At 67.9% G+C, this 15,328-nt stretch carries 13 protein-coding genes; 3 read left to right on the top strand and 10 right to left on the bottom strand.

Annotated features, from left to right (window positions below):
- Genes D4766_RS12765 through D4766_RS12755 form a run of 3 tightly spaced genes read right to left on the bottom strand, consistent with a single transcriptional unit; the run spans position 1 to position 3,894 of the window.
- Positions 1 to 1,182, bottom strand: coding sequence for a serine hydrolase domain-containing protein (locus D4766_RS12765; protein ID WP_120717789.1), 1,182 nt, complete (start codon positions 1,180 to 1,182; stop codon positions 1 to 3).
- Positions 1,183 to 1,184: 2 nt separating this feature from the next.
- Complete coding sequence (locus D4766_RS12760; protein ID WP_120717788.1) at positions 1,185 to 2,471, bottom strand: SAM-dependent methyltransferase; 1,287 nt, start codon at positions 2,469 to 2,471, stop codon at positions 1,185 to 1,187.
- Positions 2,472 to 2,511: 40 nt separating this feature from the next.
- Positions 2,512 to 3,894: a cryptochrome/photolyase family protein gene (locus D4766_RS12755; RefSeq protein ID WP_120717787.1), complete on the bottom strand. Its 1,383-nt coding sequence runs from the start codon at positions 3,892 to 3,894 to the stop codon at positions 2,512 to 2,514.
- A gap of 41 nt (positions 3,895 to 3,935) precedes the next feature.
- On the opposite strand from D4766_RS12755, the gene D4766_RS12750 reads away from it, so the two are divergent.
- Entirely contained in the window at positions 3,936 to 4,721 is a 786-nt protein-coding gene (locus tag D4766_RS12750) for a phosphatase PAP2 family protein (RefSeq protein ID WP_120717786.1), read from the top strand.
- Here the strand turns inward: D4766_RS12750 and D4766_RS12745 are convergent.
- The 3 genes from D4766_RS12745 to D4766_RS12735 all read right to left on the bottom strand — a co-directional run bounded on the left by D4766_RS12745 (position 4,681) and on the right by D4766_RS12735 (position 8,866).
- On the bottom strand, positions 4,681 to 5,592 hold the full coding sequence (locus D4766_RS12745; protein WP_120717785.1) for a metal-dependent hydrolase: 912 nt from the start codon (positions 5,590 to 5,592) through the stop codon (positions 4,681 to 4,683). The genes D4766_RS12750 and D4766_RS12745 overlap by 41 nt on opposite strands.
- Positions 5,593 to 5,775: 183 nt before the next feature.
- Entirely contained in the window at positions 5,776 to 6,858 is a 1,083-nt protein-coding gene (locus D4766_RS12740) for a 2-oxoacid:ferredoxin oxidoreductase subunit beta (protein WP_120717784.1), read from the bottom strand.
- Position 6,859: 1 nt separating this feature from the next.
- Positions 6,860 to 8,866 (bottom strand): 2-oxoacid:acceptor oxidoreductase subunit alpha, encoded by a 2,007-nt coding sequence (locus D4766_RS12735; RefSeq protein WP_120717783.1) that lies wholly within the window; start codon positions 8,864 to 8,866, stop codon positions 6,860 to 6,862.
- A 171-nt stretch (positions 8,867 to 9,037) separates the two neighbouring features.
- Between D4766_RS12735 and D4766_RS12730 the strand changes: the two genes are divergently transcribed.
- Complete coding sequence (locus D4766_RS12730; protein WP_120717782.1) at positions 9,038 to 9,991, top strand: alpha/beta hydrolase; 954 nt, start codon at positions 9,038 to 9,040, stop codon at positions 9,989 to 9,991.
- A 10-nt stretch (positions 9,992 to 10,001) separates the two neighbouring features.
- Positions 10,002 to 10,487 carry an RNA pyrophosphohydrolase gene (locus D4766_RS12725; RefSeq protein WP_407701497.1) on the top strand — a complete coding sequence of 162 codons (486 nt, stop codon included), beginning with the start codon at positions 10,002 to 10,004 and terminating at the stop codon, positions 10,485 to 10,487.
- A gap of 21 nt (positions 10,488 to 10,508) precedes the next feature.
- Here D4766_RS12725 and D4766_RS12720 read toward each other — a convergent pair whose 3' ends face one another.
- The 4 genes from D4766_RS12720 to D4766_RS12705 all read right to left on the bottom strand — a co-directional run bounded on the left by D4766_RS12720 (position 10,509) and on the right by D4766_RS12705 (position 15,309).
- A complete protein-coding gene (locus tag D4766_RS12720) occupies positions 10,509 to 11,015 on the bottom strand; it encodes a tetratricopeptide repeat protein (protein ID WP_234024812.1) in 507 nt (168 codons plus the stop codon).
- A 62-nt stretch (positions 11,016 to 11,077) separates the two neighbouring features.
- Positions 11,078 to 12,256, bottom strand: coding sequence for an RsmB/NOP family class I SAM-dependent RNA methyltransferase (locus D4766_RS12715; protein WP_120717780.1), 1,179 nt, complete (start codon positions 12,254 to 12,256; stop codon positions 11,078 to 11,080).
- A 7-nt stretch (positions 12,257 to 12,263) separates the two neighbouring features.
- A complete protein-coding gene (gene guaB / locus D4766_RS12710) occupies positions 12,264 to 13,727 on the bottom strand; it encodes an IMP dehydrogenase (RefSeq protein ID WP_120717779.1) in 1,464 nt (487 codons plus the stop codon).
- Between the two features lie 61 nt (positions 13,728 to 13,788).
- Positions 13,789 to 15,309 carry a M28 family metallopeptidase gene (locus tag D4766_RS12705; protein ID WP_120717778.1) on the bottom strand — a complete coding sequence of 507 codons (1,521 nt, stop codon included), beginning with the start codon at positions 15,307 to 15,309 and terminating at the stop codon, positions 13,789 to 13,791.
- Between the last annotated feature and the right edge of the window lie 19 nt (positions 15,310 to 15,328).

Here is a 15,328-nt window from a genome sequence, read left to right as displayed (position 1 = left end):
TTAGCGGCTGCCCGCCGCGATCACTCGGTCGATCAGCTTGCTGCGCGCCGCCGTACGCTCGCGTGCGGTGGCCGTCGGCCAGTTCGACACGATCGCGATCACCATCCGGCTCGCGGGCACCACAGTAATCGATTGCCCGAAGATGCCCTGCGCACCGTAGTTGCTCTGCGGATAAGCCCACCACTGATAGCCGTAGCCGTAGCCCGGCCCCATCGGATATCGCTCGCCGAATTCGACCTGCGGCGCGCCCGCGCTCGCGAACCAGCCCACCGGCACGGACGGTTGCCCTCCCTCCAGTGCGAATTGCCCCATGCGTGCATAGTCGGAAAGCCGGATCGAGATGCAGCACCCGCCGATATTGTTGCCGGTGAGGTCGGCCATCCAGAACAAGCCGCCCTCGAAACCGGCCGGATCGACGATCTTGGCCTTCGCATAGGCTGCGAGCGACTGCCCCGTCGCCGCCGCCACCAGATCGCCGAGCAGGTTCGTCTCCAGCGTCTTGTAGACCCACTTCTGCCCCGCAGGCGCCTCGCGCGTCAGCTGCCGGGCGTAAGTGACCGCCTGCGGTTCGCCCTCTACCGGTGCGACTTGGAGCATCCGGGCGACGTCGCTATCGGGGTCGGTGTAGTCCTCGTTCCACTTCACGCCCGACGTCATCGTGGCGAGCTGGCGGACGGTCACCCCGTCGTAGGCCGTGCCCGCCAGTCGCGGCAGGTAGCGCGTAACCGGATCGTCGAGCGACGCGACGAACCCGTCCTTCACCGCTGCGCCCAGCAGCGTGGAGGTGAAGCTCTTGCCGACCGAAAAACTCGTCCACCGGCCGGTCGGTCCGAACCCCAGCCTGTATTTCTCGTATCGGACTCGACCGTCCTGCACCACCATGATTCCCGCCGCATCGCTGTCGGCGAGATAGGCATCGAGCGCGCCGATCGTGGCTGCATCGAACGCGGTCCCCGCCGGCAATGCGCGGACCTTCGGTGCCGGCGCGGTGTCGTACCCGACGAAGAAATCCTCCATCCGGCGGAAGCGGTCGGACCGGGTCGCATCGTCCCAGAACAGCACTTGCTGGTCGGCGACCGGTATCGTTTGCGAAGGCGTTGTCGTGCGAACCGGCGGTTCGGCCGAAACTGCCGCGCACGATGCCAGCGCCAGTGCGGCGCATGAGACCAGGAAACCGCGCATCGTCACTCCTTAATGAGGGTCACCTGATGGACGTCGATCCCGCGCCCCCGGAAACCGCCTTCGCAATACATCAGGTAATATCGCCACAACCGCACGAACCGCTCGTCGAAACCGGCGGGCAGGCGGTTTTCGGCAACCGCTGCATCGAAGTTCTCGCGCCAGATGCGCAGGGTTTCGGCATAATCGAGGCCGAAATCGGCCTGGTCGGTCCACTTGAGACCTCGCTCTTCGGCGAGCTGCCGGAACTCGCTCGTCCGGATCAGCAGTCCGCCGGGAAATATATAGGCCTGGATGAAATCCGCGCTGGCGGCGTACCAGTCGAACAGTTCGTCCTTCATCGAGATGAACTGTATCGCGGCCCGCCCGCCGGGCGCGAGGTTGCGGGCGATGCAATCCATGAAGTCGGGCCAGTACTCCCGACCCAGCGCCTCGACCATCTCGACGCTGGCGATGGCATCGTAGCGGCCGTGCGTGTCGCGGTAGTCCTGCTTGAGGAAGCGGGGCTGGTGATGCGACCCTTCGCCCTTTGCCCGGCAATACTCCAGCTGCTCGTCCGACAGGCTGATCGCGTCGACCCGCGTCGTCCCGGTCGCTGCGGCAGCATGGGCGAGCATGCCCCAGCCGCACCCGATCTCGAGCAGTCTATCCGCCTCCTGCGCGCGCACCCGGTTGAGCATCGCGGTGACCTTGCCGAGCTGGGCGTAGTCGAGCTCGGTCAGCATCTGCTGGACTTGCGACGGCGCGGACGAAGGTTCGAAGATCGCGCTGGAATAGCACATCGATTGCCCGAGCCATGCCGCGTAGAAGTCGTTGCCGAGGTCGTAGTGCGCGTGGATGTTGCGCTGCGCCCCGGCATGGGTGTTGCGGTTCAGCCAGTGCGCGAACTTCGCCGCCCAGCGGAACGGTCCGCTGGCGCGGCCGGTATCGCCCAAGGTTTCGCCGTTGGCCATGAACAGCGCGAAGACGGGGACGGGGTCGGGGCTGTCCCATTCGCCCGCTTCCCACCCCTGGTACCACCCGATCGACCCGTTGGTCGCCAGCCGGACGAGCGCGCGCCAGTCGCGCAAGTGGACTTCCGCCTCGAATCCGGGATTGCGACCGCCCAGCAGGCGGCTCGTGCCGTCGGGCAGGTGGCCGAGGATCGAGCCAGTCTCAAGCCCCGCGTCGATGCGGTCGAGAACCTTGTGGAAGCCCGGCGCGATCAGCCGCGCGAAGGGTCCGGGACTGCGCTCGAACCGTGCGCCCGCCGCCAACAGGGGTGTCCCCCGCTCGATACCCTCTGCCCGCATGCCGCGCCTATGCACCCGGCCCGCGCGGGAGCGCAACCGTCTACTTGCGCGCCTTGCGATAGGCCGCGAGTGCCCGTTCGCGCGCTTCCTTGTGCCCGATCATCTTGACCGGATAGTCGCCGCGCCGGTCGTCGGGCGGATCGTGGATCGTCTCGTCGTCGAAGTCGGCGAGTTCGGGCACGTATTCGCGGATGTAGTCCGCGGCGTCGAACTTCTCGCTTTGCGTCAGGGGGGCCATGATGCGGGAGAACATGTTGCTGTCCACCCCGGTGCCGCTGATCCATTGCCAGTTGACGCCGTTGTTGCCGTAGTCGGCATCGACGAGACAATCCCAGTACCATCGCTCGCCGTGCCGCCAGTCGATGAGCAGGTGCTTCACGAGGAAGCTGGCGGCGATCATGCGCACGCGGTTGTGCATCCACCCGGTCTGCCACAACTGCCGCATTCCGGCATCGACGATCGGATAGCCGGTCATGCCCTTCTGCCAGCAGGCGAGGTCTTCGGCGATGAGATGGCCGGCGTCCGGATTGCGCCACAGCACCCGCTCGTCGTAGTCGCGGTAGCTCTCCTTCGGATAGTCGGGAAACTGCGCGATCACGTTTTGCGAGAAATCGCGCCAGATGAGTTCCTTGCCGAAAGTCGCCCAGCCCCGGCCCCGCCGCCCCTGCAAGGCATGCCAAACCTGCGCCGGGCTGATCTCACCCCAGTGCAGGTGCGGCGACAGGCGGCTCGAGCCGTCCCTTGAGGGCAGGTTTCGGCTGTCGTCATAATCGGCGACCATGTCCTCCCATTCGGCCAGGCGGTCGTGCGCCGCCGATTCGCCGACATGCCAGAAATCGCGCATGCCGCCCGCCCAGTCCGGCTTCGTGGGCAGCAGGTCCCAGTCGGCCAGATCGTCGCTGTCCGGCCACTCGTCCGGACCGTGGATCGTCTGGGGAGCGGGCAGCGGATCGCGCGGCGGCATCTCGTCGAGCATCGCCTTGGAGAACGGGGTGTAAATTTTGTACGGATCGCCTGACCCCGTCGTCACGGCCCCGGGCGGCATCAAGTAGTTTCCGTCGTAGAGCGCCAGGTCCACGTCCTTGGCGAGCGCATCCTCGGCCTTCCGCCACCACGGTTCGTAGTGACGCACCGCGTGGACCGAGGCTGCCCCGGTTTCCTCGGCGATCTTCGCGATCTCCGTTGCCGCATCGCCTCGCCGGAGGACGATGCGCGACCGGTGCTTGGCGAGATCGGCACCGAGGCTTTCGAGCGAGTGATGCAGCCACCACCGGGCCGCACCGCCGATCGCGTGGTCGCCGGCCGCGTCGTCGTCGAGGACATAGACCGGGATCACCGGTCCGGCTTCGGCGGCGGCGTGGAAGGCGGGCTGGTCGGCGAGGCGGAGGTCGCGGCGAAGCCAGACGATATGCGGAGCGGTCATCCCATCCGGAACCCGAGGCAGCGCATGCCGGTTCCCTCGCCATGACTTCGACCGATACAGTGAACCCGGAAGAGCCACCCGTTCCGGCCGAGACCGTCCGTCTGCCGACTCGCGGCTTCACGATCGACCGCACGAAGGCGCTGATCGCGGCGGCGGTGCTGTGGGCGGGTTTCGCCGTGATCGTCTGGGCGGTGACGACCGGTCGCACGACCCATTTCGACCGCTGGGGCCTGATGATCAACCGGAGCGGCGACCTCACCGCGCTGAGCGGCCCCGAACTGGTCGCCGAATCGGTGCGCGACATCACTGCACTGGGCGGCGTGCTGCTGCGCAACCTGTTCGCCATCGGTGCGGTCGTCGCGCTCCTGTTCCTCAAGCTGCGCCGAGAGGCGGTGCTGTTCGCCGCGACCGTCGCGACGGGGTGGATCGTCAACAGCGGCATGAAGGCGCTGGTCGGCCGCCCCCGCCCCGAGATCGTGCCCCACCTGACCGAGGCCGGCGGCATGAGTTTTCCCAGCGGCCACAGTTTCAATTCCGCAGTTGTCTACATCGCGATGGCACTGGCCTTCGCATCGCTCAGCGCGCGGCATTCGGTGCGCTACACGATCGTCGGCAGCGCGATGGTGCTGTCGGCCATGATCGCCTGGAGCCGTGTGATGCTGGGCGTTCATTTCCCGAGCGATGTGACCGCCGGCTGGCTCGGCGGTGCCGGGTGGGCGTTTCTCGCGGCGGCACTGCTCTACCGTCCGGCCCGGGCCGCGGCCGATAGCACCGATCCCCACCCCGCTATCCCGCCGAACAGCGGAGCCCGGACAGGGGAACGGTGAAGCGGTCGCGCGCCCTCGGGTCGTAATAGCGCGCGTCGCGCAGGCGATAGACGCCGTCCTGCCCCGGTTCGATGAGCGGCGTTCGGCTCCAGAACAGGAATGCGCGCACCTGCGGATCGCGCCCGGCTATTTCCGCAAGGTTGCAACGTGACAGCGGAACCCCGGGAAGGACAACGCCGTCCACCGCGTAAAGCCCGTCGCCGCCGGTGATCCGCTGGCGCGCGAACGACAGCAGGGGCGGCGGGCTGGCGATGACGACGCCGCTACCGGTGGGCGCGCTGCCGCTGCCGTGTTCGACCGAGCGGGTGATCGCGGCATTGACGCCGATGTAGGCAAGCACGACCGCCAGCGCCGCCCGTGCGGGCGCGCGCCAGTTTCCGCCGCGCTTCTCCTGTCGCAGCGAGAACCATGTCGCCGTGCCCATCAGCAACCACAGCCACACGTCGACGATGAACAGCACGTCGCCGTAGAACCACCGGTGCGAGAACGGTTCGAGCAGGCGGACGCCGTAGACGTTGAGCCAGTCGAGCGCCGGGTGCGTCAGCGTGGCGAGCAACGAGAGCACGTAGAGCCAACCGAAATCGACCCTTGTCCGCCCCTCCGGCCGCTTGCCGCGCCGCGCCTGCCAGCGATCGAACCACCAGAGGCCGCCCGCTACGAGCAGCGGCAGCAGCACCCACGCGATCGGCCCGTGAGTGATGCCGCGGCGGAACGCGAGATGCTCGACCCCCTCGAGCCAGGCGAAGCAGCCGACATCGATGTCGGGCACGTTGGCGCCGATTATCAGCGCGGGCATCGCAAGGCCGGTCTTCCGCTTGAGCCCGGCCTGCCCGATCAGCGCGCCGACGAGACTGTGCGTCAGGTTGTCCATCGGGCGCCCATTACGGAGGCGATGTCACACATGTCACAGTGTCCAGGGTGACTTGTCGCCTTGTCCTCCCGCTCGAACGTTTCCACGGAGTGGGATTGGCTCGCGATGAGAGAACCAGCGTTCGCAGTCATGCGGTTGCGATGGCATGACTACGAGCCTGTAGGACAGCGTTTTGCGTAACCGTCAGCGGGGATCGTCCGCGTTCGGCGCGCCCTGCCCTGGCGGGCGGCTGCTGACGGGATCCTCGGCGGTATCGCCCACCGTCCAGGTCTGGCCGGTCGCGAGCAGCTTCGCGAGGTCGGCGGTCTTGCCGCTCGTCGCCTTCGCGCGCTCCTGCGCTACTGCGCTTTCGAAGGTCGGTGCCGGATCGTCGTAGAGCACGCCCAGCGCCATCGGGAACGGGCCGAACGGCATTTCAACGAGCATATGCGCGATCGAGCGGTTGCGGGTGTCGTGAACGATGACGCCCGCCGCTTCCCACTCGCCGTCCACCACGTCGACGACCTTGAGCTGCAGCGCGTCGCGATCGAGCGCGATGCCCTTCGTGCCCTTGGCGAACAGCATCGGCTCGCCGTTTTCCAGCCAGAGCTGGCGATCCTCAGCCCCCTTCGGCGCGGCAAAATCGTCGAACACATCCTTGTTATAGACGATGCAGTTCTGGAATATCTCGATGAATGCCGCGCCCTGATGGGCGTGTGCGGCCTTGAGCACTTCGGGCAGGTTCTTGCTGACGTCGAACCCCCGCCCAACGAAGCGGGCCCCGCTGCCGAGCGCGAACGCCGCCGGCCGCGCGGGATGGTCGACCGAACCGTAGGGCGTCGACGGACTGCGCGTCCCCTCGCGGCTGGTGGGCGAGTACTGGCCCTTGGTGAGGCCGTAGATCTCGTTGTTGAACAACATGATCTGCATGTTCACGTTGCGGCGGAGCACGTGCATCAGGTGGTTGCCGCCGATCGACAGCCCGTCGCCGTCGCCGGTCACCAGCCATACGTCGAGTTCCGGATTGGCGAGCTTCACCCCCGTCGCCACCGCCGGTGCGCGGCCGTGGATGGTATGGAAGCCGTAGCTTTCGATGTAGTACGGAAACCGGCTCGAACAGCCGATGCCGCTGACGAACACGGTCTTCGCCGGATCGCAGCCGAGTTGCGGCAGCGTCCGCTGTACCGCCTTCAGGATCGCGTAGTCGCCGCACCCGGGGCACCAGCGCACCTCCTGGTCGGTCTCCCAGTCCTTCAGCGTGGTCTGGATGGGGGTCATGTCGTTCATGTCAGTTGTCCCGGTCGTGATGCAGGCGCAGATGCCGCGGCAGGGAGCCATCGTCATGCCCCGCCTCCGGATTGGGCAGCTGGGTGTCGTCTGCGGGAACTTCATCGCCGCCCGCGTTGCCGGGCACGCCGTCGAAATAGGTCGCGATCGCGGCTTCGAGCTCGGCGATCTGGAACGGCTGGCCGCTGGTCTTGGTGAATGGCTGGGCATCGACGAGATACTGGTCGCGCAGCACGGTCTTGAATTGGCCGGTGTTCATCTCTGGCACCAGCACCCGGTCGTAACCGCGCAGCAGATCGCCGAGGTTGGCGGGCAGCGGCCAGATGTGGCGCACGTGGATATGGCTCACGTCCATGCCCTTCTTCCGGCTGCGCATCACCGCCTGGTGAATGGGGCCGAAGGTGCTGCCCCAGCCTACGACCGCAAGCTTGCCGCCCAAGCTCCCATCGTCCGAGCCGAGCTCGACCTGCTGGTCGGGCATGTCGACACCCAGGATCTTGTCCCGCCGCGCATCGGTCATCGCCTGGTGATTACCGGGCGAATAGTCGATGTGGCCGGTGTCCACCGCCTTCTCGATGCCGCCGATGCGGTGCATGAGGCCGGGCGTGCCGGGTTTGATCCACGGCCGCGCGCCTTTGCCGTCGCGCTTGAACGGCAGCAGCACGTCGCCCGCGTTTTTCTCTTCGAGGAACTGAACCGGCGCGCGTTCGAACGCGCTCGGGTCCGGCACCTTCCACGGTTCGGCGGCATTGGCGATGTAGCCGTCGGTCAGCAGCATGACCGGGGTCATGTACTGCACCGCGATGCGGCACGCCTCGATCGCGCATTCGAACACGTCGGCCGGGCTGCGCGCGGCGATCACCGGCATCGGTGCGTCGCCGTTGCGGCCGTAGACCGCCTGATAGAGGTCGCTCTGCTCGGTCTTGGTTGGTAGCCCGGTCGAGGGCCCGCCACGCTGCGAGTTGACGATCACCAGCGGCAGTTCGGTCATGATGGCAAGGCCCATCGCCTCGCCCTTCAGCGCAATGCCGGGGCCGGACGACGAGGTGATGCCGAGCTGCCCGGCATAGCTTGCGCCGATGGCCGCGCAGATCGCGGCGATCTCGTCTTCCGCCTGGAAGGTCGTGACGTTGAATTCCTTCAGCCGCGCGAGGTGGTGCAAAATCGCGCTGGCCGGAGTGATCGGATAGCCGCCGAAGAACAGCGGTACCTCCATCAGTTGGCCGCCCGCCACGAGGCCCAGCGCCACCGCCTCCGCGCCGGTAATCGTGCGGTAGAGGCCCGGTTCGCTCGGCGTCGGATCGACGGTGACCTGCCGCAGCGGGCCCGAAAGCTCCGCCGTCTCGCCATAGGCATGGCCGGCGTCGAGCGCGGCGATATTGGCCTCCGCCAGTTCGGGCGCCTTGGCGAACTTCTGGCGCAGCCAATCGCGCAAGGGCTCGCGGTCGCGGCCGAACATCCAGAGCGCAAGGCCCAGCGTCCACATGTTCTTGCAGCGCAGGGCATCCTTGTTGCCGAGGCCGAAGGGCTTCACCGCTTCGACCGTCTGCGCGCTGATATCGAAGGCGAGCACGTCCCACTTCGCAAGACTGCCGTCCTCGAGCGGGTTCACGTCGTACTTCGCCTTGTCGAGGTTGCGCTTGGTGAACTCGCCGGTGTCCGCGATCACCAGCCCGCCGGGCTTCACCGCCTGCAGGTTGGTCTTCAGCGCCGCCGGGTTCATCGCCACCAGCACGTCGGGCGCGTCGCCTGCGGTGTCGATCTGGCGGCTGCCGAAGTTGATCTGGAAGGCGCTGACGCCGAACAGCGTTCCTTGCGGCGCACGGATTTCTGCCGGAAAGTCCGGGAAGGTGGCGAGGTCGTTGCCGGCCAACGCCGTCGACAGCGTGAACTGCCCGCCAGTCAGCTGCATGCCGTCGCCGGAATCGCCGGCGAAGCGCACGACCATGGCCTCGGGATTGTCGGGGCGGACCGCGGCGTCGCGGGTATCGGCGGCTGTCGAGGCCATCGGGCATCCTTGTCACGCGCCGCACGGGGCGCTGCTTCGTGGAGCGGGGCAGCTAGGCATGGCGCCCCCCTCCCACAATCAAGTTTTTCTGCCCCATGCCTACAAAAGTCGAGTGGAAATGCGAAAGCGCGGCCATTAATCGTATCGATTCGAAACCGAGGGAGACCGCCAATGGCCGATACCGAACACTACGTGCGCGAGGACGTGCGCGGCTTCCTCGATTTCCTGAAGTCGATGGCCGGCCCCGAGATGGACGAAGTGCCCATCGAACAGGCGCGCGGAACATACGTCGCGATGAAGGGCCTGGCCGAGGCGCCCGAGCGCGACCTGGCGGTGGTGAAGGACCTCACCTGCCCGGGGCCGGCTGGCGACATCCCGCTGCGCCTTTACGATGCGCGCGATAACCGCGAGGCGGGACCTGTGGTGATGTTCTACCACGGCGGCGGCTTCGTGATCGGCGATCTCGACACGCATAACGCCATCTGCACCGAACTGGCCCACGGGCTCGACCTGCCGGTGGTGGCGGTCCACTACCGCCTTGCGCCCGAGGCCCCCTTCCCCGCCGCGCCCGACGACTGCGAAGCGGCGACCCGCTGGGTCGCGGGCAGCCCGGCGGAACTGGGCCGCCAAGTGACCGGCCTCGTCACCACGGGCGACAGTGCGGGCGGAAACCTCACGATCGTGGTCACTCAGGCGCTCGGCGACGAACCCGCCGCAGTGCCCGTGCTGGTCCAGGCGCCGATCTACCCGATCGCCGGCCCGATCGAGGATACCGCGAGCTACAAGAGCTTCGGCGAGGGATTCCTGCTCACTGCCCGGTCGATGGGATTCTTCAACCGGAGCTACGCCGCCGACGAAGGTTCGAAGCGCAACTATCCGATCCTGCACGAAAATCATGCGCAGACCCCGCCGACCGTTCTGATAACCGCCGGGCTCGACCCGCTGCGGGATTCGGGGCGCGAGTACGCCGCGCACCTGATCCAGAACGGAGTCGACGTCACCTACATCGAGGCGCGCGGGAACATTCACGGCTTCATTACGCTACGCAAGGCGGTGCCGAGCGCACAGGCCGACGTCGAGGCGCTGATCGACGCGGTGAAACTGATGCTTCAGCGCCATACCTGAGGACAACTACGTGAACGCCAACGTGACCGAACGCGGTTACCGCCCCTGTGTGGGCGTTATGCTCGTCAACGCCGACGGCAAGGTCTTCGTCGGCCGCCGGATCGACAACAAGGAAGGCGATTGGTGGCAGATGCCCCAAGGCGGCGTCGATCCGGGAGAGGATCTGACCGCGGCCGTCATGCGGGAGCTGCATGAGGAAACGGGCGTAACTTCTGACAAGGCAAAGATAATCAAGCAGCTCGACGAACCGCTGCGATACGATTTGCCCGAAGAGCTGATCGGCAAGCTGTGGGGCGGACAGTACCGGGGACAGGAGCAGGACTGGTTCCTGCTGCGGTTCTCCGGCAGCGACGACGACATCGACCTCGACGCGCACGACCCCGCCGAGTTCTGCGAGTATCGCTGGGTCGATCCCGACGACCTTCCCGACCTCATCGTACCCTTCAAGAAGCGCGTCTATCGCACTGTCGTCGAAGGATTTCGCGACCTGATCTGACGTGCGCGCCCGCGGCCGCAATCAGTTCTGCTGTGTGACGGTCGCGTCGGGCAGCACGGCCTCGGCCGTCAGCACCCGCGCCTGCGGTCCCTTGGCGATCGCTGCGGCCAGCGAGCGGGTCTCGGCGCACCCGTCGCCGCACATCGACTGCAGCCGGGCGAGGTTGCGCTTCGCCTTGTCGACCGCACCCTTTTCGACCAGCGCCGCCCCTTCGCCCGACAGGGCGGCGAGATTTGCCGGATCGCGGGCGAGCGCCGAGCGGTAGTAGCGGATTGCCTTGCCCTGCAATCCGTTGCGGCGGGCAGCTTCCGCCAGTTCGAGCACAATGCCGGTGTCGCCCGGATCGACCGTAAGGGCCGCCTCGAACGCATCCACCGCCTTCTCCGGCTGTCCAGCTGCCAGCGCCGCCCGCCCTTCGGCCACCAGCGCGGCCGCGCGCGGGTCGCTTACCCGTTCGGCACCCGAACCCACGCTTGCGGTAATCGCAAGAACCATGGCGAGGGCGGCGGCGGGGGCGGCGAAACGCATCAGCAACTCCTTGAGTGCGGGTGTCCGGGCAGGGCGTGGCTCGGGCATATCGGGCCGTGCTATCACGCGCGAGATAGACAGGCGATGAAGAATCCGTCCGTCCCGTCGCGAAACGGTGCGAGGCGCCAGCCCTGCCCTCGCGCGTCGCCGAGCGGCAGTGAGGGCGGGCGGGCGGCCCAGCCGCCATGGCGACCGAGAAAGGCTTGGACCCGGTCCGCCCCTTCGATATCGAGCAGCGAACAGGTCACGTAGACGAGCCGCCCCCCCGGCCGCACGAGCCGCGCGCCGAGATCAAGCACGTGATCCTGGGCCGCGACGAAGCGCGTCAGCCGCTCGGGCGTCAGCCGCCAGCGCGCTTCGGGATTGCGCCGCCAGGTGCCCGTGCCCGAACATGGCGCGTCCACCAGCACCGCATCGGCCAGCCCTTCGAGATCGCCGAGCGCCTCCATCTCGCGGCCCGGATCGAGCAGGCGGCTCTCGATCAGGCCCGCCCCTGCCCGCTCCGCCCGCGGCGCCAGTCGCGACAGGCGCGCACGATCGGTGTCCGTCGCGACCAGCCTGCCGCGGTTGTCCATCGCGGCGGCCAGCGCCAGCGTCTTGCCGCCCGCCCCCGCGCACAGGTCCACCACCGTTTCGCCCGGCATCGCCCCGACCGCCATGCAGGCGAGCTGGCTGCCGGTGTCCTGCACCTCGATCAGGCCGGCGCGAAATGCGTCCCACTGTTCGACCGGCGTACCCGGTTCGAGACGCAGCCCGTTCGGCGCCTCGGTTGTCTGTGCCGGTACGGGCAGTTTGACGGTGTTGCGGGACGCCTTGAGCGTATTGACCCGCACGTCGAGCGGCGCGCGGCCGAGCAACGCCGCCGCGTCATCCCCCTCGATGCCGGACGCAGCCAGTTCGCGTTCCAGCCACTCGGGTGCGAGCCCGCCCGGTGTCGCAACTTCGGCCGGTCCGATCGGCGCAGGCCCGTGCGGCGATCCGTCGAACAAGTTCGCCAGATCCGGCATATCCTGACCCAGACGCAGCATCGCCGCCCGCCCGTCGGCAGGGATCGGCCCGCAGGCCCGGATCGCATCGTAGACCAGCCCGCGGACGGCGCGCCGGTCCTTCGACCCCGCATAGCGCCGGGTGCGAAAATAGTCCGAGACCAGCCGGTCCGCCGGCGCGCCCGCCCCTCGCGCGGCATCGATTACGGCGTCGAGGATTTCGATGGCCGCCTGTACGCGTGCGGACGGGGTCATGCCGTTGTCACCGAGTGGGGTAGTTCGGTGCCTCGCGCGTGATCGCGACGTCGTGGACGTGGCTTTCCGCAAGGCCCGCGTTGGTGATGCGCACGAAGCGTGCCCGCTCGCGCAGGTCGCCGATCGTCGCGCTGCCGGTGTAGCCCATCGCTGCCTTGATGCCGCCGACGAGCTGGTGGATCACGTCCTTCGCCGGCCCTTTGTAGGGCACCTGACCCTCGATCCCCTCGGGCACCAGCTTCAGTGCGCTGACATCCTGCTGGAAATACCGATCGGCGCTTCCCCGCGCCATCGCGCCGACGCTGCCCATGCCGCGATAGGCCTTGTAGCTGCGCCCCTGGTAGAGGAACGTCTCTCCCGGGCTTTCCTCCGTGCCGGCCAGCATCGACCCGATCATGACGCAGCTCGCGCCCGCCGCAAGGGCCTTGGCCGCATCGCCGCTCGTCCGCAGGCCGCCGTCGGCGATGACGGGCACGCCGGACTTCGCGGCTTCCTCGGCGCATTCGAGAACGGCGGTGAGCTGCGGCACGCCGACGCCGGCTACGACGCGCGTGGTGCAGATGGAGCCCGGCCCGATGCCGACCTTCACCGCATCGGCGCCCGCATCGATCAGGGCGCGGGTCGCTTCGGCCGTGGCGACGTTGCCGGCCACGATCTGGACCGAATTGCTCAGCGTCTTGGCCCGTTCGACGGCGCGGCTCACGTCCTTGTTGTGGCCGTGCGCGGTGTCGATGATGACGACGTCGACCTCCGCCTCGATCAGCGCCCGGGTGCGGTCGAAACCCTTGTCGCCCACGGTGCTGGCCGCCGCGACGCGCAGGCGGCCGGTTTCGTCCTTGGTCGCATCGGGATAGGTCACCGCCTTCTCGATGTCCTTCACCGTGATGAGGCCCACGCACTTGTAGGCATCGTCGACCACGATCAGCTTCTCGATCCGCCGCTGATGCAGCAGCCGCCGCGCGTCCTCGCCGCTGGTGCCCAAGGGGACGGTGGCGAGGTTGTCGCTGGTCATTAGCTCGCGCACCGGTTGGCCTGGATTTTCGGCAAAGCGCACGTCGCGATTGGTGAGGATGCCGCACAGCTTGCCCGCCGCGTCGGTCACGGGAATTCCGCTGATGCGGTTCGCCGTCATCAATGCCTGCGCCTCGCCCAGCGTGGCATCGGGCCGAACGGTGATGGGGTTCACGACCATGCCGCTCTCAAACCGCTTGACCGCGCGTACGGCGGCGCACTGTTCGTCGATCTCGAGGTTGCGGTGCAGCACCCCGATGCCGCCCATCTGGGCCATGACGATCGCCATGTCGGCCTCGGTCACCGTATCCATCGCAGCGGAGATTACGGGGATGTTGAGTGCGATCCCGCGCGTCAGCCGGGTGCGGGTGTCCGCCATCGAGGGCAGGATGTCGCTTTCGCCCGGCCGCAGCAGCACGTCGTCGAAGGTGAGGCCGAGGGGGATGTCGTCGTGTGCCACTTTGGGTGCTTTCCGCGGGAGAGTCGTGGCGGCCCCCTCTAACGGCACAGGCCCTGCGCGGCTAGGGGGCGGCCACCGATTTCCCCGCGGTCGCGGTCCACTTCGCGGGATCGGCGAAGAATCGCACCAGCGCGAGGTTGAGGAGCAGGTCTTCCGCCGCCCCGCCCAGTTCGATGCCGGTCGGCTTGTCGGCGGGCTGGTGATACCGTTCGGTGATGTACCGCGCGAGCGGCCCTTCCTGCGCGAAGGCGCTGGTGACCGAAACGGCCGGAACGTCGCGCTGGATCAGCGCCCAGCCGTCCTGCCGGCGGACGTATGCGCTGGCATATTCCTCGGTCCCCTCCACGCGGCCTGTGGCCTTGAGCACCGACAGGATGCCGGGATCGAGCGGGGTCAGCCCCTTCCCCACGATCGCCACCGGACCGCCCGCTGGCGCGACCGCCACGGTGTCGAGATTGAATGCCGCGACGATCGAATCGAGCGGAACCGGCGGGTTCTCGGCAAAGGCCTGCGCGCCTAAAAGCCCCCATTCCTCCGCCGTGGTGGCGAGGAAATAGACGTCGCGCGCCGGGCGCGGTCCGGCGGCGAGGCGGCGGGCAAGCTCGGTCATGACCGCAAGGCCGCTCGCGTTGTCGACGGCGCCGTTGCAGGTCGTATCGATCGCGGGCGGCGCGGCGCAGGTGCCGAAATGGTCCCAATGTGCGAGAACCAGCACTGCGCCAGAACCGGGCACCCGCCCCGGCAGACGCGCGATGAGGTTGTGCGTCTTGACGGTGCCGGGGGTCGACGTCGCCTCCAGAGTGGCGACCGCATCGATGCCGCGCGGCTTTGCGGCAGGGTCTTGGGCGTGGGCGAGCAGGTCGGCGAACCGGGCCTCGCCGATCAGCGCAGCCGCGGCGTCCAGCGTCATGAAACCGTCGATCGCATTGCCGCCGTCGACCGATGCGAGGCGATAGCTGCCGCGCCGGCGTGCGGCGACCATCGAGGCGTACTCGTCCTCGTCGCGCACGATGGCGATGACCGCGGCAGCCCCTTCGCGCAGCAGGGCGTCGCGCTGCTCGGTATGGCCCTCGTGGTCCCACAGCATCAGCACGACACGCCCGGCGACGGCCGCCCCGTCGAGACGCTCGCCCGCGTTGCCGACGAACATGACCGGTGCGCGGTCGATCAGACCACGGCTGCCGGCCGAGAACACGGCTACCCCGCCGCCGGGCATCGCCACCGGCCGGCCCGAGCGGAAGAACCGCGCGGAACTCTGCGCCGGGGTAATCGAAGCAAGCTCGACCGGGGCGTACCAGGGATTGGAGGGATCGTTGGTTCCCGATTCGAGCCCCATCCCCTGGAATTCGCGCGCGAGGTAGCGCAGCGTCTTGCCCTCGCCGTCGGTACCGGGCCGGCGTCCGCCGAACTCGTCACTGGCGAGAATGTCGATGTGGGTCCTGAGCGATGCCTCGATCGCCGAAAGGGCGCCGGGCGGCGGCGCGGTGCGCGGCACCGTGGTGCAACCGGCCAGCAGGGCCACGAGCCCCGCCGCGAACGCGGTCGCCAGCCCAGTCCTCAGACGTTGGACCCGCACCTGCATTGCCCCCGTGTCTCCCTTG

Origin of the sequence: Tsuneonella amylolytica, from assembly GCF_003626915.1 — a bacterium.
Lineage (GTDB): Bacteria > Pseudomonadota > Alphaproteobacteria > Sphingomonadales > Sphingomonadaceae > Tsuneonella > Tsuneonella amylolytica.
The sequence above is the reverse complement of the archived record's forward strand: the minus strand, read 5'-3'. Positions and strand labels throughout refer to the sequence as shown.

Bases quoted from the DNA above. Each gene is read 5' to 3' on its own strand.
- D4766_RS12765 (WP_120717789.1), bottom strand. From the start codon at position 1,182: ATGCGCGGTTTCCTGGTCTCATGCGCCGCACTGGCGCTGGCATCGTGC.
- D4766_RS12760 (WP_120717788.1), bottom strand. From the start codon at position 2,471: ATGCGGGCAGAGGGTATCGAGCGGGGGACACCCCTGTTGGCGGCGGGC.
- D4766_RS12755 (WP_120717787.1), bottom strand. From the start codon at position 3,894: ATGACCGCTCCGCATATCGTCTGGCTTCGCCGCGACCTCCGCCTCGCC.
- D4766_RS12750 (WP_120717786.1), top strand. From the start codon at position 3,936: ATGACTTCGACCGATACAGTGAACCCGGAAGAGCCACCCGTTCCGGCC.
- D4766_RS12745 (WP_120717785.1), bottom strand. From the start codon at position 5,592: ATGGACAACCTGACGCACAGTCTCGTCGGCGCGCTGATCGGGCAGGCC.
- D4766_RS12740 (WP_120717784.1), bottom strand. From the start codon at position 6,858: ATGAACGACATGACCCCCATCCAGACCACGCTGAAGGACTGGGAGACC.
- D4766_RS12735 (WP_120717783.1), bottom strand. From the start codon at position 8,866: ATGGCCTCGACAGCCGCCGATACCCGCGACGCCGCGGTCCGCCCCGAC.
- D4766_RS12730 (WP_120717782.1), top strand. From the start codon at position 9,038: ATGGCCGATACCGAACACTACGTGCGCGAGGACGTGCGCGGCTTCCTC.
- D4766_RS12720 (WP_234024812.1), bottom strand. From the start codon at position 11,015: ATGCGTTTCGCCGCCCCCGCCGCCGCCCTCGCCATGGTTCTTGCGATT.
- D4766_RS12715 (WP_120717780.1), bottom strand. From the start codon at position 12,256: ATGACCCCGTCCGCACGCGTACAGGCGGCCATCGAAATCCTCGACGCC.
- D4766_RS12705 (WP_120717778.1), bottom strand. From the start codon at position 15,309: ATGCAGGTGCGGGTCCAACGTCTGAGGACTGGGCTGGCGACCGCGTTC.